Origin of the sequence: Alkalibacterium sp. 20 (assembly GCF_001885615.1) — a bacterium.
Taxonomy (GTDB): Bacteria; Bacillota; Bacilli; order Lactobacillales; family Carnobacteriaceae_A; genus Alkalibacterium.
On sequence record NZ_LSRN01000056.1, the window covers coordinates 47996 to 68417 of the forward strand.

19 protein-coding genes are annotated in these 20422 nt (G+C 38.7%); 1 reads left to right on the forward strand and 18 read right to left on the reverse strand.

Annotation, left to right across the window (positions count from 1 at the left end):
* Positions 1-22 precede the first annotated feature (22 nt).
* Together AX762_RS09505 and AX762_RS09510 are read right to left on the reverse strand one after the other, a co-directional pair.
* Positions 23-718: a hydrolase gene (locus AX762_RS09505; protein WP_071848897.1), complete on the reverse strand. Its 696-nt coding sequence runs from the start codon at positions 716-718 to the stop codon at positions 23-25.
* A 17-nt stretch (positions 719-735) separates the two neighbouring features.
* The gene (locus AX762_RS09510; protein WP_083432911.1) at positions 736-1206 is read right to left on the reverse strand and encodes a glycoside hydrolase family 73 protein; all 471 of its coding nucleotides are present in this window, start codon (positions 1204-1206) and stop codon (positions 736-738) included.
* Positions 1207-1548: 342 nt separating this feature from the next.
* On the opposite strand from AX762_RS09510, the gene AX762_RS09515 reads away from it, so the two are divergent.
* Entirely contained in the window at positions 1549-2526 is a 978-nt protein-coding gene (locus tag AX762_RS09515) for a Gfo/Idh/MocA family protein (RefSeq protein WP_071848899.1), read from the forward strand.
* 106 nt (positions 2527-2632) lie between these two features.
* Here AX762_RS09515 and AX762_RS09520 read toward each other — a convergent pair whose 3' ends face one another.
* The 16 genes from AX762_RS09520 to prfA all read right to left on the reverse strand — a co-directional run bounded on the left by AX762_RS09520 (position 2633) and on the right by prfA (position 20414).
* Positions 2633-2968 carry a thioredoxin family protein gene (locus AX762_RS09520; RefSeq protein ID WP_071848900.1) on the reverse strand — a complete coding sequence of 112 codons (336 nt, stop codon included), beginning with the start codon at positions 2966-2968 and terminating at the stop codon, positions 2633-2635.
* A gap of 61 nt (positions 2969-3029) precedes the next feature.
* Positions 3030-6011: an ABC transporter permease gene (locus AX762_RS09525; RefSeq protein WP_071848901.1), complete on the reverse strand. Its 2982-nt coding sequence runs from the start codon at positions 6009-6011 to the stop codon at positions 3030-3032.
* A 25-nt stretch (positions 6012-6036) separates the two neighbouring features.
* A complete protein-coding gene (locus AX762_RS09530) occupies positions 6037-6741 on the reverse strand; it encodes an ABC transporter ATP-binding protein (RefSeq protein WP_071848902.1) in 705 nt (234 codons plus the stop codon).
* Positions 6742-6881: 140 nt separating this feature from the next.
* Positions 6882-8063, reverse strand: a complete 1182-nt coding sequence (locus AX762_RS09535) for a class I SAM-dependent rRNA methyltransferase (protein ID WP_071848903.1) — start codon at positions 8061-8063, stop codon at positions 6882-6884.
* 129 nt (positions 8064-8192) lie between these two features.
* The gene (locus tag AX762_RS09540) at positions 8193-10346 is read right to left on the reverse strand and encodes an LTA synthase family protein (protein ID WP_071848904.1); all 2154 of its coding nucleotides are present in this window, start codon (positions 10344-10346) and stop codon (positions 8193-8195) included.
* Positions 10347-10530: 184 nt separating this feature from the next.
* Positions 10531-11970: a HAMP domain-containing sensor histidine kinase gene (locus AX762_RS09545; protein ID WP_256244696.1), complete on the reverse strand. Its 1440-nt coding sequence runs from the start codon at positions 11968-11970 to the stop codon at positions 10531-10533.
* Positions 11948-12658: a response regulator transcription factor gene (locus AX762_RS09550; protein WP_071848905.1), complete on the reverse strand. Its 711-nt coding sequence runs from the start codon at positions 12656-12658 to the stop codon at positions 11948-11950. Before AX762_RS09550 ends, AX762_RS09545 begins: the two co-directional genes overlap by 23 nt.
* Positions 12659-12893: 235 nt before the next feature.
* Positions 12894-13217 carry a single-stranded DNA-binding protein gene (locus AX762_RS09555; protein ID WP_071848906.1) on the reverse strand — a complete coding sequence of 108 codons (324 nt, stop codon included), beginning with the start codon at positions 13215-13217 and terminating at the stop codon, positions 12894-12896.
* Between the two features lie 165 nt (positions 13218-13382).
* A complete protein-coding gene (locus tag AX762_RS09560; protein ID WP_071848907.1) occupies positions 13383-13571 on the reverse strand; it encodes a DNA-directed RNA polymerase subunit beta in 189 nt (62 codons plus the stop codon).
* A gap of 45 nt (positions 13572-13616) precedes the next feature.
* Positions 13617-14600: a rod shape-determining protein MreB gene (gene mreB, locus AX762_RS09565; RefSeq protein ID WP_071848908.1), complete on the reverse strand. Its 984-nt coding sequence runs from the start codon at positions 14598-14600 to the stop codon at positions 13617-13619.
* Positions 14601-14831: 231 nt separating this feature from the next.
* Positions 14832-16133 carry a UDP-N-acetylglucosamine 1-carboxyvinyltransferase gene (murA, locus tag AX762_RS09570; RefSeq protein ID WP_071848909.1) on the reverse strand — a complete coding sequence of 434 codons (1302 nt, stop codon included), beginning with the start codon at positions 16131-16133 and terminating at the stop codon, positions 14832-14834.
* Positions 16134-16347: 214 nt separating this feature from the next.
* Positions 16348-16578: a DUF1146 family protein gene (locus AX762_RS09575; protein ID WP_071848910.1), complete on the reverse strand. Its 231-nt coding sequence runs from the start codon at positions 16576-16578 to the stop codon at positions 16348-16350.
* Between the two features lie 153 nt (positions 16579-16731).
* Positions 16732-17361, reverse strand: coding sequence for a uracil phosphoribosyltransferase (gene upp, locus AX762_RS09580; RefSeq protein ID WP_071848911.1), 630 nt, complete (start codon positions 17359-17361; stop codon positions 16732-16734).
* Positions 17362-17454: 93 nt separating this feature from the next.
* Positions 17455-18465, reverse strand: a complete 1011-nt coding sequence (locus tag AX762_RS09585) for an L-threonylcarbamoyladenylate synthase (protein ID WP_071848912.1) — start codon at positions 18463-18465, stop codon at positions 17455-17457.
* Complete coding sequence (gene prmC, locus AX762_RS09590) at positions 18446-19348, reverse strand: peptide chain release factor N(5)-glutamine methyltransferase (RefSeq protein WP_071848913.1); 903 nt, start codon at positions 19346-19348, stop codon at positions 18446-18448. Before prmC ends, AX762_RS09585 begins: the two co-directional genes overlap by 20 nt.
* Positions 19338-20414 (reverse strand): peptide chain release factor 1, encoded by a 1077-nt coding sequence (prfA, locus tag AX762_RS09595; protein ID WP_071848956.1) that lies wholly within the window; start codon positions 20412-20414, stop codon positions 19338-19340. Before prfA ends, prmC begins: the two co-directional genes overlap by 11 nt.
* Positions 20415-20422: the final 8 nt, after the last annotated feature.

Here is a 20422-nt window from a genome sequence, read left to right on the forward strand (position 1 = left end):
TAATCGACTCCTTTATCTCTACTTAATCATCTTCATAACGATCCTTCTCTAAGGCTCTATAATTTATCATTTTTCTGCTGAACAATTCACCATTTGATGGTGGTGTATATGTTATTGCATTGGCGCCAGCTTTGATTGTTTCCAATATACTTTCATCCGTTGGGCCACCGGTTGCGATGATGGGTAAATCGGGATACTTTTCTCTCAGTTCTCTCACGATTTCACTCGTTCTCCCTGCACCTGATACATTGATGATATCTACACCAGCTTTTATGCGTTTCTCAATAGTGGTATATTCTGATACCACTGTTAAAATAATGGGAATATCGATCACTTCGTTTATTTGTTCAATTGTATCTATCGGGGTAGGGGCATTGACAACAACTGCTTTACATCCGTGTGCTTCTGCGAATAAAGCCATATTGGCTGAACGTGTCCCTTGTGTCGTGCCACCTGCTATACCGGCCATGATCGGTATCGTTGAAACAGAGGTAATGGCTTGTATGATGGCTGGATGAGGTGTGAATGGATAAACTGCCATGATGGCATCAGCATCATTATTCATGATCAATGCAATATCAGTGGTGAACATAAATGATTTAAACCGTTTCCCATTTATCAATATACCACTGGCTTTTCTAATTACTTCAGGCACTTCGACATATCCATTGTACAAATTTGATTTTACTGACGGGTATTTTTTCTTTTCCATATCCATCCCTCTTTATCTTTGGTTTACTTATCGTACTGGTCTAGTTCATACAACTCTATTATTTCAATAAGTTTTTCAGGGTAAGTTGGGTCGGTTGCATAACCCGCAGAATAAAGCGCGTACGCTGCCTCCTTATACGTAGCAGCTTCCTGTACACTTTGGTAAAGTTCAGGATTCCACGACACCCCATTAGCAATCAACTCAGCATAATCTTGTACTGACGCTTCAAGAGACGGGTAACTTCTAAATGAAGTTTGAATTTCTATCCATTCTTCGTCATATTCCATGGTCGCATATTTTCCACTGTCAGACTGTCCTTTGATACCAAAATAGTTATGTTCTTGCTGTGATAAGCTGCTTTTCCCCCAGTTGGATTCTAGAATCGCCTGCGCGATAGCTACACTGGGCTTTATCCCATGAGATTCCTTGAGAGGAGCAGCATAGCTTGCCACATCAGCTATAAATTCTTCTCTTGTTCTGCTCTTTTGCACCATTGTTTCATTCTCTATCGATTGACTGATCAATGCTATGGATACAATAAACGCAAGAAAAAGAATCGCTAGTATTTTTGCGAGAGGAAGAGCTTTTTTCTTTTTATTATAACCCAGAATTTATCCTCCTCTTTTGTTTTTGAATCATTTATACTAAGGATACAAACGTGCATCACTTAGCATGCGGTTATGTTAACTTTTAATTTTATTTTCGTATGCCGTTCATTACCATTTTAACATATTAAAATTAATCTAAACAGATACTCGCAAAAAGTATACACTTGTTTTTTTGAATAGCGTTATACTTAGTTTACAGAAAGAACCACTAAAGAAAGAAGGATCAACTTGAAAATAATAAATTGGGGCATTATTGGTCTCGGTGATATCGCTCATCAATTTGCATCACAGTTCGAGTCAGACAATGCTAATCTATTGGGAGTGGCTTCTCGTACTCTTCAAAAAGCCTTTGAGTTCTCAAAAAAACACGATATAAAAAAAGCCTACGGGAGTTATGAAGAATTAGCTTACGATCCAGAGATAGATATTGTTTATATTGCCACTCCAAACAGTTCTCATTATGCTGACATGTTGATGTTGCTCAAAGCCGGCAAACATGTCTTATGCGAGAAACCAATCACTCTTAACCGTACACAGCTAAACACGGTATTAAATGTCGCACAAAGCAAAAATTTACTTTGTGCTGAAGCGATGACCATTTATCACATGCCTCTTTACAAAGAATTAAAGACCAACATACAGGGAAATAAATACGGAAAACTAAAGATGATTCATACTTTATTCGGAAATAAGCAGGTATCTGACCCGACAAACCGCTTCTATGATCCTGATCTTGGCGGCGGCGCATTGCTCGATATCGGTGTTTATGCCTTATCCTTTATCCGGTACTTTCTTTCAAGTCAGCCCGAGGTAAAACAAACGACTGTCTTATTAAACGAAACAGGTGTCGATGAAAGCAGCTCTTTTCATTTCAGGAACAAACAAGGTGAAATTGGGACAGCTGCCTTAAGTTTTATAGCAAATATGCCGATTCAAGGTGTTATTGTATGCGAAAACGCTTATATCACTGTCTCCGATTATCCAAGAGCTTCAAAGGCTACAGTTACCTATTCAAATGGCACAACGGAAGAAATCAACTTAGGTGATAGCTCGAAAGCCCTGACCTATGAAATACAGGCCATCTCTCAAACGCTTTTATCAGAAAATGATTTCTCCTTTCTTTCCCTTACCCGAGACGTCAACGAGTTGATCGACTGGGCCGCAAAGGAATGGGAGATGTCTTGGGTATTTAAAGACGAAAAATGACAAGCTGAAATCAAAAAAAGCCCCCCAGTAAACCGAACGATGCTGATGGATAAGACGATCGATCTTAGCTTCAGGGTCTTGCGTTTTTCTGGGGAGCTTTTATCGTTTACTCAGTTAAAGCACTTGTTATTTTTTCCAATTGTTCGTATAATTTATTTTTTTCGATGAATCGAGCAAAACGCATGACTTCTCGTCCATCAACGAATAGTAGGACAACAGGCACCGTAAACACAATATATTCTCCAGAAATTTCCGGAAATTTTTCAACATCCGCCTGTAACGTTTTGATTTCCGGGAACCCTTCTACTATTGGTTTGATTTGAGGCAAGACGCTGTGACAAACCGAACAATTTTGACCATATAAAAACAAAAAAGCTAAATCATTCTGATCCACATGCTTTCTGAGTTCCTCCAGGGATCGTGCTTCTTTAAACCCCTCCATATATCTTTCCTCCTATTACTTTTTTGATCGTTCCACACTGATTCTTAATCGGTTTTTTCCATCAATCCGGAATTTTCAATGCTTCGACCATATTGATGTGTTTTAATTTGAAATGCATCACGACCATTACCAAACTACTGAAGAAAAACATCAGCAGGAATGAATACAGATAACTCGTCCATGTAATTTGGCTGAGGAAACGCATAATATCAAGTTCAGCGGTTTGTAATACAAAGCGATGCATGAAAACACCTAATACAAAACCGACAAGAATACCCATAATGGTCAAAACAAAGTTTTCACGATAAACATACATGGTCACTTCTTTGTCGAAGAAGCCCAAGACTTTGATTGTCGACAATTCTCTGATACGTTCTGATACGTTGATATTCGTGAGGTTATACAAGACAACAAAGGCAAGCGAAGCCGCCGAGATAATAAGGACCACCGTCACCACATCCAGGCTGTCCATCGAATCTTGGAACGCGTCTTTGATAGCTGTCACAAACGTTACGCCCAGTACAGCCTCTTCTTCAATCAATTGTTCACCGAGCTCATTATCACTTATTTGTTCGTCATATTTAAGCAGGCGTGTATTATATTCGATTTCTTCAGCAATCACTTGATCATAATAGTCTGGTGACATGTATATATAATGCTGGACATATTGTTCAGAAACAGCATTGATTTCAACTTCTATTGTTACTGAATCGTCCCATTCCAACTCTATTGTGTCCCCTACAGCGACATCGAGCAACTCGGCTAACTTGTCGGTAATAACCACACCCTCATCTTGCAATTCGTATGTTTTTGATTGATCCTCCAAGTCTCTGAGTACAACAAAGTCTTTAAACAAATCTGCATCACTTGGGACAAGGAGTATGAAATCACGCGTCTCTCCATCTTTATTGGCTTTGACATTCTCCTGAAAAGATAGAAGCTGCTTCTCAAAACCGTTTACGTTTTCAAGTTTAGCAACAAGTGACTCACGATCAGCAGCTGTTGCTTCAGCATTTTCAGCTACGACTGCCTGGTATAAATTGATCTCTCCAAATTGAACGTCTGCAATATCAGCAATCGAATCGGACAAACCATAGCCAGTCAGGAGCAACGCCGTTCCTCCAGCCACCCCAAATAATGTCATCAACATTCGACGTTTATATCTAAATAAGTTTCGGGATGCTACTTTTTGAGTAAACGAAAATCTTTTCCAAATAAACGGCATGTATTCCAAGAAAATCCGTTTCCCTTTTTTAGGCGCTTTTGGCCGTAGCAACGTCGCCGCATTGCTGCGTAAAGATAAGCGAACGGAAACTAATGTAGATAATCCGGTCGCCAAGAGTGCAGCGGCCAGAGAGATGACTGCGTAATTCCAGTAAAATTGTGTTTGGGCGGAAGGTAAATTGTAGAGCGAACTATACGCGTCTAAAATCACATTAGGAAAGAGCCAATACCCTAAAAACAAACCTAATATACTCCCAAATGAGGTGGCAATAAATGCATAAACAAAGTATTTGGTTGCAATGGCCATATCACCATATCCCATAGCCTTCAGTGTGCCGATTTGGTTTCTTCCTTCATCGACCATCCGTGTCATCGTTGTCAATGATATAAGCGCTGCTAATAAGAAAAAGAAAACCGGGAATATTTTAGCAATAGCACTGATTCTCTCTGCATTTTCGTCAAACTCTCCGTAGCCTGCAAGAGAAGTCCGGTCATTGACGAAATACTCCGGCTCGGCTAAATCAGCTAATTCTGTTTCGGCTTCTTCTAAATCAACTAAAGCTTCCTCAATTTCTGCTTCAGCATCCGCAGCTTCTGCTTCAAATTCAGCTGATCCATCTTGATACTCAGCTTCTACCTCCTCTAATTCAACCCGTGCAGCTTCCAATTCTTCTCTTGAAGCTGCCAGTTCAGCATTGAGTTGACTTTCAGCATTTTCGAGCTCTACTAATCCGGCTAGGACTTGTTCTTCCTGGGTCAATAACTCTTCGTAAGCTGGCGAGTCCTGCATTTGCGCGGCTTCAAGCTGAATTTTGTTTTCTTGTATTTCATTCAATGCTTGATTGAGTTGTGTCCGTTCGTTCTCGATCTCAGCACGTGCATTTATTTCTTCGCGTTCCAGTTCGTCCATTCCAGCTGCATAGTCGGCGAAACCTTCATCGATCTCATTTCGAGCGTCTTCCAATTCCACTCTGCCTTCTTCAAGCTCTTGTCCAGCTTCTTCTACTTCTTCATAGCCGTCTTCGATTTCACTTTCGATTTCTTCGTAGAGTGCTTCGTACCTTTCATTCGGTCTTTCTGACAAAAGCTCTTCTACATCGGCCTTTTTCCTATCGATAAAGTCCTGGTATTCTGTCGAGTAAGCTACATATTCACTTGACTGATGAAATAAGATGTAGGCATCGGTATAGATCTCCATGTCATAAACATCTGCTGACACCACCGAAAAGCCGTCTAAATTGCCACTACCTATAGTTGTGTTCCCTCTATTTATCCGTTCGATATATAAGGGACTATTCAAAAAACCAACGACTTCAAATGTATGCTCTTTAAGTGCGGCCTCACGATTTTCAGATGTTTCTTCATTTATCTGAATGGTATCGCCTATTGCATACTCGTCAACGTAACTATTCGTGTGATCGATAGCAATTTCGTTAGTGTCTTCAGGTAAACGGCCTTCAACAATTTTAAAGTCATTGATCGAATGCTGCTCTTTGTCCCAGCCGATAACTTTTGATGTTAATCCTGACTCGTCAAAAATGACATCCTGACTATAAAAATAGTTCACATCGGCATTATCTATCGAATTCAAGATTTCTTTGTCTTCATCTACTAATCCCATCGTTGAAAACACATGTATATCGCTTAAATTTTGCTCATCATAATAAGAATCGGCCGTATGAATCATTACCGGTCCGGTAGCACTTAAGCCAGCAAAAAAAGCGACTCCTATTAAAATAATGGCAAAGATAGATAAAAACCGGGTCTTGCTTCGACCTATTTCTCTGAACGTATCTTTCCATAATGCTCTCTTGGTCATTACACTCCCTCATTTCGCATCCGTTTTACCATTCAATCGATTCTACCGGTTGTGGATGAGCATTCAACGTGACTTTTCTGACTTTAGCATTGTTGATATCGATCACACGATTTGCCATTGGTGCAATGGCACGGTTATGTGTGATAACAACGACTGTTGCTCCGTATTCTTCTTTGGAACGATTCAATAAATCGAGTACTTTTTTCCCGGTTTCATAATCCAGCGCACCGGTGGGTTCATCACAGAGCAATAATTTTGGCTGCTTTGCTAATGCGCGCGCAATGGCAACGCGCTGTTGTTCGCCACCAGACAACTGGGCAGGGAAATTATCCATTCGGTCTTCCAAACCAACGCTGATCAGTATTTCCGTTGCATCTAGCGCATTGGGAGAAATTTCTGCTGCCAACTCTACATTTTCTTTAGCCGTCAAATTGGGGATCAAATTATAATTTTGAAAGATAAAACCAACATCATTTCGTCGATATTCCGTCAATTGCTTATCTTTAAATCCAACTATATCCGTCCCGTCAACGATCACTTCGCCTTCATCAGCAGAATCCATTCCACCTAAAATATTTAAAACTGTTGTTTTCCCAGCCCCACTGGGCCCGACAATAACAGCAAATTCGTTTTTCTCTATGTCAAACGTTATACCATCATTAGCTACGACAACTGTTTCACCGGCTTGATAACGCTTCACTTCATTTTTCACAGAAATATAAGCTGACATTTCTTTTCGTCCTTTCCAGTAACTTTCTATCTATTTTATCATATTAAGTGGATCCGTCTCCCTTTTTTTCCTCCATTTTCAAAATCTTCAATCTTTAGTCATATGTACAAAAAAAGACAGGTTTCCCTGCCTCCCGTTTGTTATTCTTTTGTTCTTTGAAGCACAAAGACTTTCAAGTAATTAGAATTTGGATTTTCGTTGTTTACAGCAAAATCTTCAGGCAGGCTATACTCCTCAACGAGGTAAGCATCCACATCTAATTCTTCAAAGGCTAGGTTAACACTATCAAAGAAATCATCTCTTGATACTGTCCTTGCATTCGTAGAAGTAATGATCAAACCACCAGGTGCTAGCACTTGAATCGCTTCTGCCACTAATTCCGTGTAATTCTTTTCAACACTGAATGTTCTTTTCTTTGTACGTGCAAACGTTGGCGGATCCAAAACGATCAAGTCAAATTGCAGCTGATGTTTCTGTGCATAATCTAAATAATCGAACACATCCATTTTTCGGATTTCATGCTGCTCACTGTCTAAACCATTTACTTCAAACTGCTCTTTTGTTCGTTCTTTACTTCTGTTAGCCACATCAACATTGACAGTTTTAACCGCTCCACCCATGGCAGCCGCGACAGAAAACGCTCCCGTATAACTAAACGTATTCAGGACTTTTCTACCTAAGCCCCATTCTTCCATAATTTTGTTTCTGACATTTCGCTGATCGAGGAACAAACCGGTCATCCAGCCTTCATCTAAATAGATATTATATCGAACACCGTTTTCTAAAATAACTATAGGCTCTTCAGCTTTATTACCTTCGACAAATTTACTTTTATGCGGTGCATTTGGATAATGGCATTTCTCATAAATTCCTTTGAAATCAGGAATAGCTACTTTAAAGGCTTTTAGTATCATATCCTTGTGTTGGTAGATACCTTCACTATACCAAGAAAAGATATAATAGCCATCGTAATAATCAATAGTCAAGCCACCGATACCGTCGCCATCACCATTAAACATACGAAAAGCCGTCGTTTTTTTATCAGCATAAAAAGCTGATCTTCTTTCTCGTGCCATTCTAAATAGTCTGTCAAAAAAGGCGTAGTCTATTTTATCCGAATCATCTAGGGATAAAACCCAGCCAGCTGTTTTCTTTTCGCTACCAATATATCCAAGTGCCACAAATTTATAATGGTTGTCCACTAGCCTCACAAAGTCACCTTCGACTAGCTCTTCTTTATCAAAAAAATCTAATTCTTCTAGTATTGGGTACCCCTTTTTAATACGATCGGTTGCTAATTCTTTTATTCTCAATACTTTCATAACGCACTCCTTTTTAGCTGATCTTCTGTTTTCTTTTCTCTCACAGTATAACATAATATTTTAACGAATATAGTCTGTCTACAACTTAAAAAGTGGACGCTAAATAGCTTAACGTCCACTTTTTGGCACTTATTCTAATTGTTCAAAGTCCAATGTTTTATCGGGGTCTATCTTTTGAATAAACTCACTGTAACTCATTTCGTTCATTAATTCTGGGGCGTCTGATTCATAGAGCCCTTCACTAGATAGTCCGTCTCTTTGTTTAAGAAGACTGTCTTCTTTTAAAGCATCGCTTTCTAAAACGTCCAATTGGTTAGAAAAAATATACTCATTCGGTTTAAAATCTTCCATTGAAGGAGGCGAATAGAAACGTAACAAGTCCATCATCACAATATTGTCCGAATGCGTCAACTCTTCTCGAGCATCATCTCTAATCACGTGTAATTCAGCACGTTCAGCTTCAGACAATTCGTCTGTCAGTTCATTTCCATCTTGATCATAAATCGATTGACCAATAAATGTATAGTCGGAAGTCAATACTCGTCCATTTCTTAAAGGTACCGTACTATTATGATTCCCAGATAACAAATCTTGTCCCATGAACAAGAATTCATCTGTTTCAACCCCAAGTAAGTGCATGAGTGTGGGTAACATATCAACTTGACCACTGTACGTATCATGAACTTGACCATTACCAATTCCTGGTGCGTGAACGATCAATGGGACGCGTTGCATTTGAGTATCATCATACTCGTTCCAATCTTCCCTATCTTTGCCCACTAATTCGGCAAGGTGAGGATTTCGCATATTTGATATGCCGTAATGATCACCGTATAAAACAAAAATAGAATTTTCATACAACCCACTGGCTTTCAAGTAATCAAAAAACTCTTCCATGGCTTGATCCGCATAATTAGCAGTAGCAAAGAACTGATTAATCGTATCATCGGCAGTTTGTGCCTCTGGAAAACCTTGATTCTGTTCATCTAGAGGATACGGAAAATGATGAGTGACCGTTACAAATTTCGAATAAAAAGGTTGAGGTAACTGTTCAATATACTCAACCGAATCTTTGAAGAACAGTTTATCTTTTAATCCATATTCGAGTGAGCGTTCTCCTGACAAATCGTAAAACTCAGCATCGAAAAAGTAATCATAGCCAAAGTTTCGGTACGTATCTGTTCTATTCCAAAACGATCCGACATTTCCGTGGAAGGCTGCTGAAGAGTATCCAGCTTTTTGTTCCAATATTGCGGGCGCAGAATGAAAAGTATTTGTCGATCCGAGTGTTTGAAAAACACTGCCTTCAGACATTCCGTACAAAGATGATTCTCCCAGGACTTCTGCGTCAGAGGATTTCCCTTGGCCAGTCTGATGGAAAAAGTTATTGAAGCTATGTGAGTCCTGACTGTTAAACAGGCTATTAACGAATGGCATTACTTCATGTTTTTCGCCATTCTCATCTTCTAATTCATAATCGATCAAAAACTGCTGGACACTTTCCATCGCTATGACTATTACGTTACGGTCTTTTGCTACACCGAAGTATTCTTCATTCGGTTCTCTGTAATTCTCTCTCACAAAATCAATGATTTCATTTAGCTGCGTTTCATCAGCACTCGCTCGAATCTGATTATTTTGAACCGTTTGAACAATATCATAACCTGTAAAGAAGTTTAGCCCTAAATATTTTACGATATAATTTCTGTCAAACGTTCGTGTCAGCAGTTGAGGTCGATCTATTTCTGCTAACGTCAGATTTCCGACGAATAATGCCAATCCTAAAGCGGTAACTGCAAAAATATCGCGTTTTCTAGCTGGTTTGAAATAGTGTTTAGCTATCGTTTCACGCTTACGTATAGAAATAACCACTAGTAGGATAAAATCAAACCAGTAGAGTAAATCCCATGGTCGCATCATAGCAAACGTTGAGGCTATTAAGCCCGCGGATACATTGTTGGAACCAACCATGATATTCGTTGTAAGGAAATCCGAAAATTCTCTATTATACAAGATGTTGGAATAGAGAAGTAACGTAGTCACAAACAAAATTCCAATCAAAGCTATACTGGACGATTTTGATTTTTTAAAGTAAAGTGAAGCGGAAAAAAGTATCAGCGTGGCAGCTAGTGGATTAATAAACAATAAGAACTGCTGAATAACACCATTCACTCCTAAATCAAATTCTATCCAATAGGCCATATATGTTTTGAGCCAAAACATAACTGTTACCAATCCAAACAAAACATTTCTTTTATTGAAAATGTTTTTGATCTTAAACATAAATAGCCCTCCTTTTTCCATTTTTTTTTATTTTTTTATTTTATGATTAATTTTAAATCAATTTATTCTTCTCGCATATTCTAAGCGAAACTTTAGTATAAGGCAAATCAAACGTATTAAGCAATTAAAAAGTTCTCATAAAAGATTCTTTAAAGTATTAAACCTAAATACTTTAAAGAACCTTTTAATTTTTTGGTTTTTTTGGGAACATCATCTTAAAAGTCGTACCCTTGCCAATTTCACTCTTAACCGTAATCTCCGCTCCATGGAGTTCTACTAACTGTTGTACAATAGCCAGTCCAAGACCAGATTCACCGAATCTAGTCTTGGTTCGAGAGGCATCTGCCTTGTAGTAACGCTCCCAGATATTTTCCAATTGAGTTTCTGTCACCCCGATTCCTGTATCGCTAATGGTGATTTCTGTACCTTCTATAGTATTTCGACTTGATATGTCAATTTCGCCACTTTGAGTAAATTGCATGGCGTTTTTAATCAAGTTAACTAAAATTTGTTTTAGTCGGTCATAATCTGCATATACCGTGACATTATCGAGATCATGAACAATTAACTCGTTCGAAGACTCTTTGATTATCTCTTTCATTTGTTCACTTATTTCATCAACGATCTCTGATAAAGGTATCGCATGTTTCGTTAATACGATTCGATTAGAGCGAATGTTTTCATAATCCATATTCTCATTGACAAGTCGTATCAGTCGTCTTGTTTCTTTTCTCATCAGTTTTATACTTCGTAATTTTTGTGTTTCAGGAATGACATCGTGTTCTAGCCCTTCCAGCAAACCGTTTATAGTAGTTAAAGGTGTTCTCATTTCATGCGCTGCATCTTGCATAAAACTTTTTCCTCGCTCTTCTTGTTTTATGACCTCGTCTTGAGATTCTTTTAAAGCCATCACCATTCGGTTGAAATCCCTGGTCAAGTAATCTATTTCATCTCGTTCTTTATGCTCAAGTTGAATCGTATACTCACCTTCTGCTACTTTATGGGCAGCTTTTCGTAATCGATTCACACGCTTAACTTGATAGTGAGCAAAGACTAAGCTCAACAATATAGCAACAATCGTCGAGATAAGGAAGGCATTAAATAAATTGCCTTTTAAATCTTCCATTTGTTGATTGACATGGCTGATCGGTGCACTTAACGTAACAAACCCGGCATACTCCTTGTTGTTTTTCTGAAAATAAGGAAGATAGACGAGTGTGGTCTCTCTGGGATTTCCTAATAAATCTTCACGATTTGTTGTTAAAGATATGCGTTCGCCCGATTGCAGTTGTTTAATTTGATCAGGAACAATGTTTGCCCGCAGATTCAATGGTAACTCCGGATAGATTATATCTCCTTCTTCATCAAAAACAAAAAAGGAAACTTCCTGCGCCGTTAAAACGCGGTTGATCGTATCTAGTTGCGCCGGGTTCAAATCCTCATTCACTACAGATTCAGCATAACTAAACAATCTGTTTTCGGTTGCATTCAAGGCCGTTCTTCGACCAAAATGTACTAGCGAAAAGATGGTTACCGTCATTAAGATAATGATAACCGCTAAAAAACCCAAAAACTGTTGAAAGAAATACGGCAACTTCATTTTAGTCAATTTTTTCGGTATCATCGAACTTGTACCCTACTCCCCATACCGTCTTTATAACTTGCGGCCCATTTAAAAATACTTTTTGACGTAATTTTTTTATGTGCGCATCCACGGTTCGTTCATCACCAAAATACTCATAATCCCAAACTAATTGAAGCAGTTGCTCTCTTGAAAAAACACGTCTGGGACTATTTGCTAAAGTAAAGAGCAAGTCAAATTCTTTCGGTGTTAAATTATTGAGAGGTTGATCATACAAGACGACCTCTCGTGTCGTTCGGTCCATTTTCAAATGTTCTGTTTCAATGTCAAACGTCAATTCATCTGCATTAGCCGCGTCTTTACTGCTGGCTCTTCTAAACAATGATTTTATACGCGCAACTAAAGTGAGTGGACTGAAGGGTTTGGTTACATAGTCATCTGCACCTATTTCCAAACCAATCACTTCATCACTTTCTGAATCTTTAGCAGTCAACATTATGATGGGGGTCGATAAAGACTGTTTTCTTATTTCTTTACAAATCGTCATGCCGTCCATCCCAGGAAGCATGATATCCAATATAATGAGATCAAACTTATCTGGGGACTCTTTATACGTATCCAGCCCCTCTTTGCCATTGTGAACAAAGGTTGCCTCCCACTCTTCTTTCAAAAAGAACATTTCTATCATTTCACACACGGATTCATTATCTTCGATCATTAAAATATGCATGTTTAACCTTCTCCCTAGATTCATTCATTTTCATTATACACGCCATAGTTGAATTTTCTGTGTAAATCAATGCACTAAAACATGAAAACAGACTAATTGTGTCAACTTTGCAACCAAACAATAAACAGACCTTTTTAAGTTGAAAACTAAACGCAAAAAGACAGCACTTTATCCTTGTTCGTTAACAAACAAAAATAATGTGCTGCGTTTTTATTTTTTCACACTCTAAAATAGCCTATTCTTTTGGTTTTTTCTGGATAAATTCTATATCATCCACGAGCATTTCTACAACATACTTTGTTTCGTCTTCGTTGTTTTGATACGAACGCGATTGCATCTTACCATTTAACGCGATCAAATCTCCCTTGCTGCAATATTTTTCAATGAGTTCAGCTTTCTTACCCCAGGCAACAAACGGTATAAAATCAGCATCCGTCATACCTTCTTTTTTGAACGTCTTCTTTACCGCTAGAACGTTGTTGGTAACAAATCGACTCTCACCTATATCTCTTAACTCAACTTCTTTGACCATTCTCCCTATCAGCGATACTGTATTCATGCTATTCCTCTTTTCATCACATAGTAGGAAAGATTAACATCTCTCCTCTACCAATAATATTATGAAAAGAAATAATAACTCATGAATAAAGTTTTATCAAAAACGAAAAAACACTAAAGCGATAGAGAGAATCCCTATTACCTTAATGCTTTGACACCTCATTTATTAGAAAATATAGTCTAAAATATGCTGCCAGATTTCCGGATTAAATACATCCATTGGCTCTCCGGCCCCACCAACGACACTGTATCCAATCATTGTTCCTACTATAAAAGCCGCAGCAATTAACAGAATCGCAATCAGGACTTTTAATATATAAAAGATTATATCTTTAATTACCGTTTGCCATGTCATTAGTGAGCACCTCAGTCAATTTTCCAGGATCATCAGATCAACGTATTATCTTCGGTTTTTTAAATTTTCAAGCAAAATACCTGTGCCAAGAGCGACAGAGTCGAGCGGATTTTCCGCTTTGAATACAGGCACCTTCAACTCTTCGGCAAAGAGTAGTTCAATACCGTCAAGCATTGCTCCGCCACCTGTAAGAATGACACCGCGATCAATGATATCTGCTGATAATTCAGGCGGTGTTTGTTCTAAGACTGCTTTAGCTTGAACAACAACCATATCCATAGATTCCCGCGTTGCTTCCAGTACTTCCAGTGAAGTAATAGTAACGGTGCGAGGCAGACCGGAAACCATATCTCGTCCTCTTACGTCCATTTCATCATTTCTCCCATGATCAAACATGACGCCGATTTCTTTCTTGATTGTTTCTGCCGTACGTTCTCCTATGAGCAACTTATGTTTTTTCTTAACATATTGCGTGATGTCGTTATCCAGTGTATCGCCCGCTATTTTGATCGAGCGGCTGGTGACAATCCCACCCATAGATAAAACAGCAATATCGCTGGTGCCTCCACCGATATCGATAACCATATTACCACTTGGTTGAAATATATCCATACCTGCACCAATAGCAGCTACTTTAGGTTCTTCTTCTAAATAAATATTTTTACCGCCACTTTTTTCTGCCACTTCAATGATCGCTTTCTGTTCAATTGCAGTGATATTCGTAGGGCAACAAATAAGAATGTTAGGTTTAGATAAAAAGCCTTTTACGTTTAATTTATTAATAAAGTAAGTTAACATTGCTTCAGTTATATCAAAATCGGCAATAACGCCTCCTTGCAAGGGACGAATGGCTTTTATATTACCAGGTGTACGGCCCACCATCATGTAGGCGTCTACCCCTACTGCTAAGACTTCATTTGTTTTAGTATCTAATGCTACGACAGAAGGCTCGTTTAAGACAATACCTTTCCCTTTTACATGTACAAGTACATTCGCTGTACCTAAGTCGATGCCAATATCTCTAGCCATCGTGTTTCTCCTTTCAACTCTTCATTCTACTTTCACTATTTCGAGATGCATAAGTCTAAAAATGTTCTCACTTATTCTATGATACTTAACATAATAAAAAAGAGCAACACTAAATTGATATTCTTAATTATTTATTAAGTAATACTGAAGAGCATACGAAAAAAGAGAGGATCAAGAATGATGGCCTGCTTTATCCTGTTCATTCTGTTCTCTCTCTATAAAGGTTTTAATTTAAACAGATACGGTACTTGATTCTTGGGTTTTTATTGACTCTTCGTTTACTCGTTCAATATCGGCACCTAATTTTTTCATTTTAAGATGAAAATTAGAATATCCTCTATCTAAATGATTTAATTGAGTAACTTGTGTATGACCTTGGGAAACTAAACCAGCTAATATTAGTGAAGCTGCTGCACGCAAGTCTGTTGAAGCAACTTCAGCACCTTGAAGCACTCCCCCGCCTTGAATAATAATACTTTGCCCATCGATTTGAAAAGATGCATTCATCTTACGTAATTCTTCCATGTGCATGTATCTATTTTCAAATACTGTTTCACGCATAATACTTGTTCCCTCAGCAACAAGCTGTGCTATGGTCATCGGTGCCTGAAGGTCAGTAGGGAAACCTGGATAAGGCATGGTTTTAACATTCGTTGGTTTTAATTTTACAGGACCAGTAACTTTTAATCCTTCGCTGGTCTCAATAAATGTAACACCCATTTCACCTAGTTTAGAAATGAGCGGTTTGTTATGTTTACTTATAGCATTTTTTATTAAAATCTCTCCTTGTGTAATTGCAGCAGCAACCATAAAGGTCCCACTTTCAATACGATCAGGAATGATGGAATAATTTGTTCCTTCTAAAGCTTCCACACCCTCTATACGTATGGTCTCTGTCCCGGCTCCAATTATTTTAGCACCCATTTTATTTAAGAAGTTTGCCAAATCAACGATTTCAGGTTCTCTTGCAACGTTCTCAATGACACTGGTTCCTTCAGCTAATGTGGCTGCCATCATAAGGTTTTGAGTCGCTCCAACACTTGGAAAATCTAAATAAATATGAGCTGCCTTAAGTTTGTCTACAGAAGCTTCGATATAACCGTTACCAAATTTCACTTTGACACCCATCGCTTCGAAGCCTTTCAAGTGTAAATCTATGGGTCTAGACCCGATAGCACATCCGCCGGGTAAAGCAACTTTAGCATACCCAGTTCGAGCAAGCAGAGGCCCCATGACCACGATAGAAGCTCGCATTTTGCTCATAAAATCAAAATGTGTTTCATTGTTCAATTTAACTTCTGCATTTGTTCTGATCACTTGATTTTTTTCATCAAATTCAATCTCAACGTTTAAATGAGTCAATACTTCATTCATAGTGTAAATATCCGATAAAAGGGGCACGTTGTCTATGACATTCGTTCCCTTACTTGCTAAAACGGTGGCAGCTAGTATAGGAAGTGCAGCGTTTTTTGCTCCATCTATATCAACAGAACCTTTCAGCTGAGTTCCTCCGCCTACTATAATTTTCTCCATTCTATCTCCTCCATAATTCCTTTTCCAGTAATCATCAACTTATGTCTTGTATTCATACTAAATTCCTGATGTAGTTAAAAATAACGATCATTATATTTGAAACACACCCGACACAGTATATCAGAAAGCTTAACTTAGGAGAACACTATGTAATCCCTTCCTTGATGACATCTTTATAACAATACCAATTGACTTGTCACCGACATGAAATATATCAAATCAAATAAAATAAGTTCTGAATTGAAAGAATAAAATCTATGAAAAAACTACTTGCTGTATAACCGAGTGCAATTGAAATCAGTACATATAGGGTGCGTGCTTGTGGGATATGATATTTTCTTATTAACCTATCTGTTTTCAACGCCTGCATTGCCCAAAAAGCAACAAGTATAAAAAACATATGCGAGACAAGATTAACTATTGATTGTAGCATGACAAGTGGCATACGGTTCATCCTTTCGTAATTATACTAGCACAAACTTCGAAATATTTCATTTATTATGCATATTACATTCATATTACAGGTTTTTTTAAAAAGCCTAATAAAAAAGCTCCGATAAGAAATTTTTCTTATCGGAGCTTTTTTATTTTATCTCTCTTATAATGTTCCAAACAAACGATCGCCAGCATCGCCTAATCCAGGTAAAATGTAGCCTTTTTCGTTTAATTTTTCGTCTAATGAAGCAGTATAGATATCAACATCTGGGTGAGCATCCTGCAATACTTTTACGCCTTCAGGTGCTGCAACTAAACAAACAAATTTGATGTTGGTAGCGCCGCGTTTTTTCAATGCATCTATAGCAGCAACGGCTGACCCACCTGTTGCAAGCATTGGATCTACAACCAAAACTTCACGTTCTGATAATTCAGAAGGCAATTTGACAAAATATTCGACTGGTTGCATGGTATCATGATCACGGTACATTCCCACATGACCAACTTTAGCTGCTGGAATAAGATCTAACATCCCATCAACCATTCCTAAACCAGCTCTTAAAATAGGTACGATCACTACTTTTTTACCTGCCAACTGTTTTTGAACGGTTTTTACTAAAGGTGTTTCGATTTCAATATCCTGTAAAGGCATTTCTCTAGATACTTCATATGCTAGTAAGCGTGCAATTTCATTAACAACTTCTCTAAAATACTTTGTTCCAGTATTTTTATCTCTGATAATTGTTAATTTATGTTGTATAAGTGGATGATCTATAACTTGAAATTTTCCCATAATCCGTCTCCTTCAGTATTCTTTTTCACTTCTTATATTATTGTACATAAAGTAATCGCAAGTTTCCAGAAGAATCCATCTTTATCTTGATGTTCATAAGATTCGACTCGCCGCTTTTTCCAAGCGATTCATATATGCCGTCCCTATTCCTACTTTCAAGTAAGGTTCAACTAATATCAGTGAAATATCTTCATCATCCAATGCTCTTAAAGATGAAAATAATCGAGCAGCTGCCTGTTGGGGAGTTTTTTTCTCGCCCAGTGTTTGTCCCATTCTACTATCGTTACTTAACTGTTCAAACCATTCATCACTAACCAAGAATCCGATTTTTTTTCCAGATTTTTCCAGTTGATCCATTACTTTTATTGTCTGCTCCAGCGAAGCAGGTAAGACCCATACAGGCTTCTCAGGAGAATAATGTTTATATTTCATTCCGGGTGATTTAGGTGCAATCGATGCATCTGTTAAATGATCATCCGTCCAAACTTCCCCTAAAACGTGTTCCAGTTCCTCGAAAGTAACGCCACCTGGCCTTAATATCGTCGGTCTTTCAGGATTGGTGAGATCTAGCACTGTGGATTCAAGGCCTACACCCGTCGCCCCACCGTCGACTATTGCCTGAATTTTACCATTTAAATCTCTCGTAACATGCAGAGCTGTCGTTGGGCTCGGTTTTCCAGACGAATTCGCACTGGGTGCTGCTAAGGGAACACCTGCCTTCTCAATCAGTTCAAGCGCTACCGGATGATCCGGCATTCTTACACCAACGGTATCCAGCCCCCCAGTTACCGAGGGTGCAATAGACCCTTTTTTCCTTAAAATTAATGTGCACGGACCGGGCCAAAAATGATTTATCACTGTCCTGGCAACTTCCGGGACCGACTCAACATAGCGTTCTAACTGGTCTATATTCGAGATGTGAATGATTAATGGATTGTCATTCGGGCGACCTTTTGCTTCGAATATCTTTTTGACCGCTTCTTCGTTTGTCGCATCTGCCCCTAATCCATATACGGTTTCAGTTGGAAAAGCCACCACTTGGCCACTTTTCAAAAAAGCCACTGCTTGATCTATTTCCTTAGAATTAAGAAAGACTGTCTGCATTAACGACTCCTTCTTTCATTATTTTTGTATCCCATTTCAGATGTATTGTCCGGTCGTTATTATTGAAATCTTTTTCTATCTTGATGGCTGCATCTGGAAAGTGATTTCCGAAAATAGTTTTTATTGCAGCTGCCTGTTTATAGCCAAATTCTAAAATCATTTCTCCCTCTGGATTTAATCTTCCTGAAGATTCCACTGCAATTTTTTTGTAAAAATACAATCCCTCTTCTTCTGCAAACAAGGCAAGATGAGGTTCAAAATCAATAACTGATTCATCCATTTCATTTCGTTCGGATTGACTAATGTATGGCGGATTAGACAGGATCAAGTCGAATGTCCCAGTGACCTTCGCTAGCATATCACTCTCGATAAAAGTCACTTCCGCACCTAAAGTCCGAGCATTAGAACTGGCTACAGTGAGTGCCGCTTGACTTATGTCTACCCCAACAACTTCGTCTTGAGGCCTCTCAAGCTTATGACTGATTGCTAAAACACCGGATCCAGTTCCTAAGTCGATGACACGTAATGGTCGTTCTGGCAAGTGCTTGATGTACCGGTCGAACCATTCCTCCGTTTCAGGACGAGGAATCAGGGTTGCCTCTGTGATCTTGAATTGACGGTCATAAAACCACTCGTGTCCCACAATATGCTGGGGTGGTTTGCCCTGACTGGCTTCTGTCACGTCATTAATGAAAATCTCTTTATCGGTTTCATTCATCTCTTGCTTTTGATGCATAACTAGATTGGTCAAGGTTAGATTAAACCGTTCTTTCATCAGCCACTCGGCTATCTGTGGCTCCTTATGCTTCTGTTTTAAAAAAGAAGAAGCCCTGGAGAGGACTTCTGCATAGGTTGTTGCTTCTCGAATAAATTTAATAGTCATTCTTTAACTGCTCCATTTTTCGGGATTGTTCCCACATGAGTAAAGGTTCAATGATTTCATCTAATTTTCCAGCCAGAATTTGATCAAGTTTTTGAATGGTCAAATTGATACGGTGATCAGTAACACGACTCTGAGGGTAATTGTACGTACGGATACGTTCAGAACGGTCTCCTGTCCCTACGGCAGATTTTCTTTCAGCATCCACTTCAGCCTGTGCTTCCCCAGTAATTTTATCATAAACACGAGAGCGTAAAATTTTCATAGCCTTCTCTCTATTTTTAATTTGAGAGCGCTCGTCTTGCATCGCTACAACGATCCCTGTGGGTTCATGCGTTAACCGCACAGCTGAAGATACTTTGTTTACGTGCTGTCCGCCCGCACCACTGGCATGATAAATATCGACTCGAATATCATTTCCAGCGATATCTATTTCGAGATCTTCAGCTTCCGGCATAACAACGACGGTTGCTGTTGAAGTATGAATGCGTCCTTGTGATTCTGTCTGAGGTATTCGTTGCACTCGGTGCGCACCGTTCTCATATTTTAATTTAGAATACACATTCGTGCCTATTATCATCACCGTGATTTCCTTGAATCCACCGGCATTTCCGAAACTGGTACTCAGCACTTCTGTTTTCCAGCCTTGATTGTCTGCATATTTCTGATACATTTCAAATAAATCACTGGCAAAGAGCTGCGCTTCATCTCCACCGGCGGCTCCCCGTATTTCCATAATAATATTGCGTTCATCATTTTCATCTTTTGGTAGCAGCATGAATTTCAGTTCTTCTTCTAGCGTTTCTTTTTCTTCTCTAAGAGCATTACGTTCTTCTTTGGCTAATTCTTCCATTTCTTTGTCCAGAGAATCATTTAGCATTTCTTCGGTATCTTCCAATTCTGTCAAAAGATCTTTGTATTTTCTATATTTTGCGACTGTCTCTCTTAAGTCGGCTTCCTCTTTACTCAATTTCATAAGGCGATCCGTATCGTTGATCACTTCCGGATCACTAAGCAACTCATTCAGTTCATCGTAACGTATTTCTACCTCTACTAATCGATCCATCATACTACTCA

What these genes read in the sequence shown, in the direction of transcription:
- prmC (WP_071848913.1), bottom strand. Translation starts at nt 19,348, where the DNA reads ATGACTATTAAATTTATTCGAGAAGCAACAACCTATGCAGAAGTCCTC.
- prfA (WP_071848956.1), bottom strand. Translation starts at nt 20,414, where the DNA reads ATGATGGATCGATTAGTAGAGGTAGAAATACGTTACGATGAACTGAAT.
- AX762_RS09545 (WP_256244696.1), bottom strand. Translation starts at nt 11,970, where the DNA reads ATGATACCGAAAAAATTGACTAAAATGAAGTTGCCGTATTTCTTTCAA.
- AX762_RS09530 (WP_071848902.1), bottom strand. Translation starts at nt 6,741, where the DNA reads ATGTCAGCTTATATTTCTGTGAAAAATGAAGTGAAGCGTTATCAAGCC.
- AX762_RS09575 (WP_071848910.1), bottom strand. Translation starts at nt 16,578, where the DNA reads ATGCCACTTGTCATGCTACAATCAATAGTTAATCTTGTCTCGCATATG.
- AX762_RS09520 (WP_071848900.1), bottom strand. Translation starts at nt 2,968, where the DNA reads ATGGAGGGGTTTAAAGAAGCACGATCCCTGGAGGAACTCAGAAAGCAT.
- AX762_RS09505 (WP_071848897.1), bottom strand. Translation starts at nt 718, where the DNA reads ATGGATATGGAAAAGAAAAAATACCCGTCAGTAAAATCAAATTTGTAC.
- AX762_RS09555 (WP_071848906.1), bottom strand. Translation starts at nt 13,217, where the DNA reads ATGAATACAGTATCGCTGATAGGGAGAATGGTCAAAGAAGTTGAGTTA.
- upp (WP_071848911.1), bottom strand. Translation starts at nt 17,361, where the DNA reads ATGGGAAAATTTCAAGTTATAGATCATCCACTTATACAACATAAATTA.
- mreB (WP_071848908.1), bottom strand. Translation starts at nt 14,600, where the DNA reads ATGGCTAGAGATATTGGCATCGACTTAGGTACAGCGAATGTACTTGTA.
- AX762_RS09510 (WP_083432911.1), bottom strand. Translation starts at nt 1,206, where the DNA reads ATGGTGCAAAAGAGCAGAACAAGAGAAGAATTTATAGCTGATGTGGCA.
- AX762_RS09585 (WP_071848912.1), bottom strand. Translation starts at nt 18,465, where the DNA reads ATGCAGACAGTCTTTCTTAATTCTAAGGAAATAGATCAAGCAGTGGCT.
- AX762_RS09560 (WP_071848907.1), bottom strand. Translation starts at nt 13,571, where the DNA reads ATGACATGGCAAACGGTAATTAAAGATATAATCTTTTATATATTAAAA.
- AX762_RS09535 (WP_071848903.1), bottom strand. Translation starts at nt 8,063, where the DNA reads ATGAAAGTATTGAGAATAAAAGAATTAGCAACCGATCGTATTAAAAAG.
- AX762_RS09550 (WP_071848905.1), bottom strand. Translation starts at nt 12,658, where the DNA reads ATGCATATTTTAATGATCGAAGATAATGAATCCGTGTGTGAAATGATA.
- murA (WP_071848909.1), bottom strand. Translation starts at nt 16,133, where the DNA reads ATGGAGAAAATTATAGTAGGCGGAGGAACTCAGCTGAAAGGTTCTGTT.
- AX762_RS09540 (WP_071848904.1), bottom strand. Translation starts at nt 10,346, where the DNA reads ATGTTTAAGATCAAAAACATTTTCAATAAAAGAAATGTTTTGTTTGGA.
- AX762_RS09525 (WP_071848901.1), bottom strand. Translation starts at nt 6,011, where the DNA reads ATGACCAAGAGAGCATTATGGAAAGATACGTTCAGAGAAATAGGTCGA.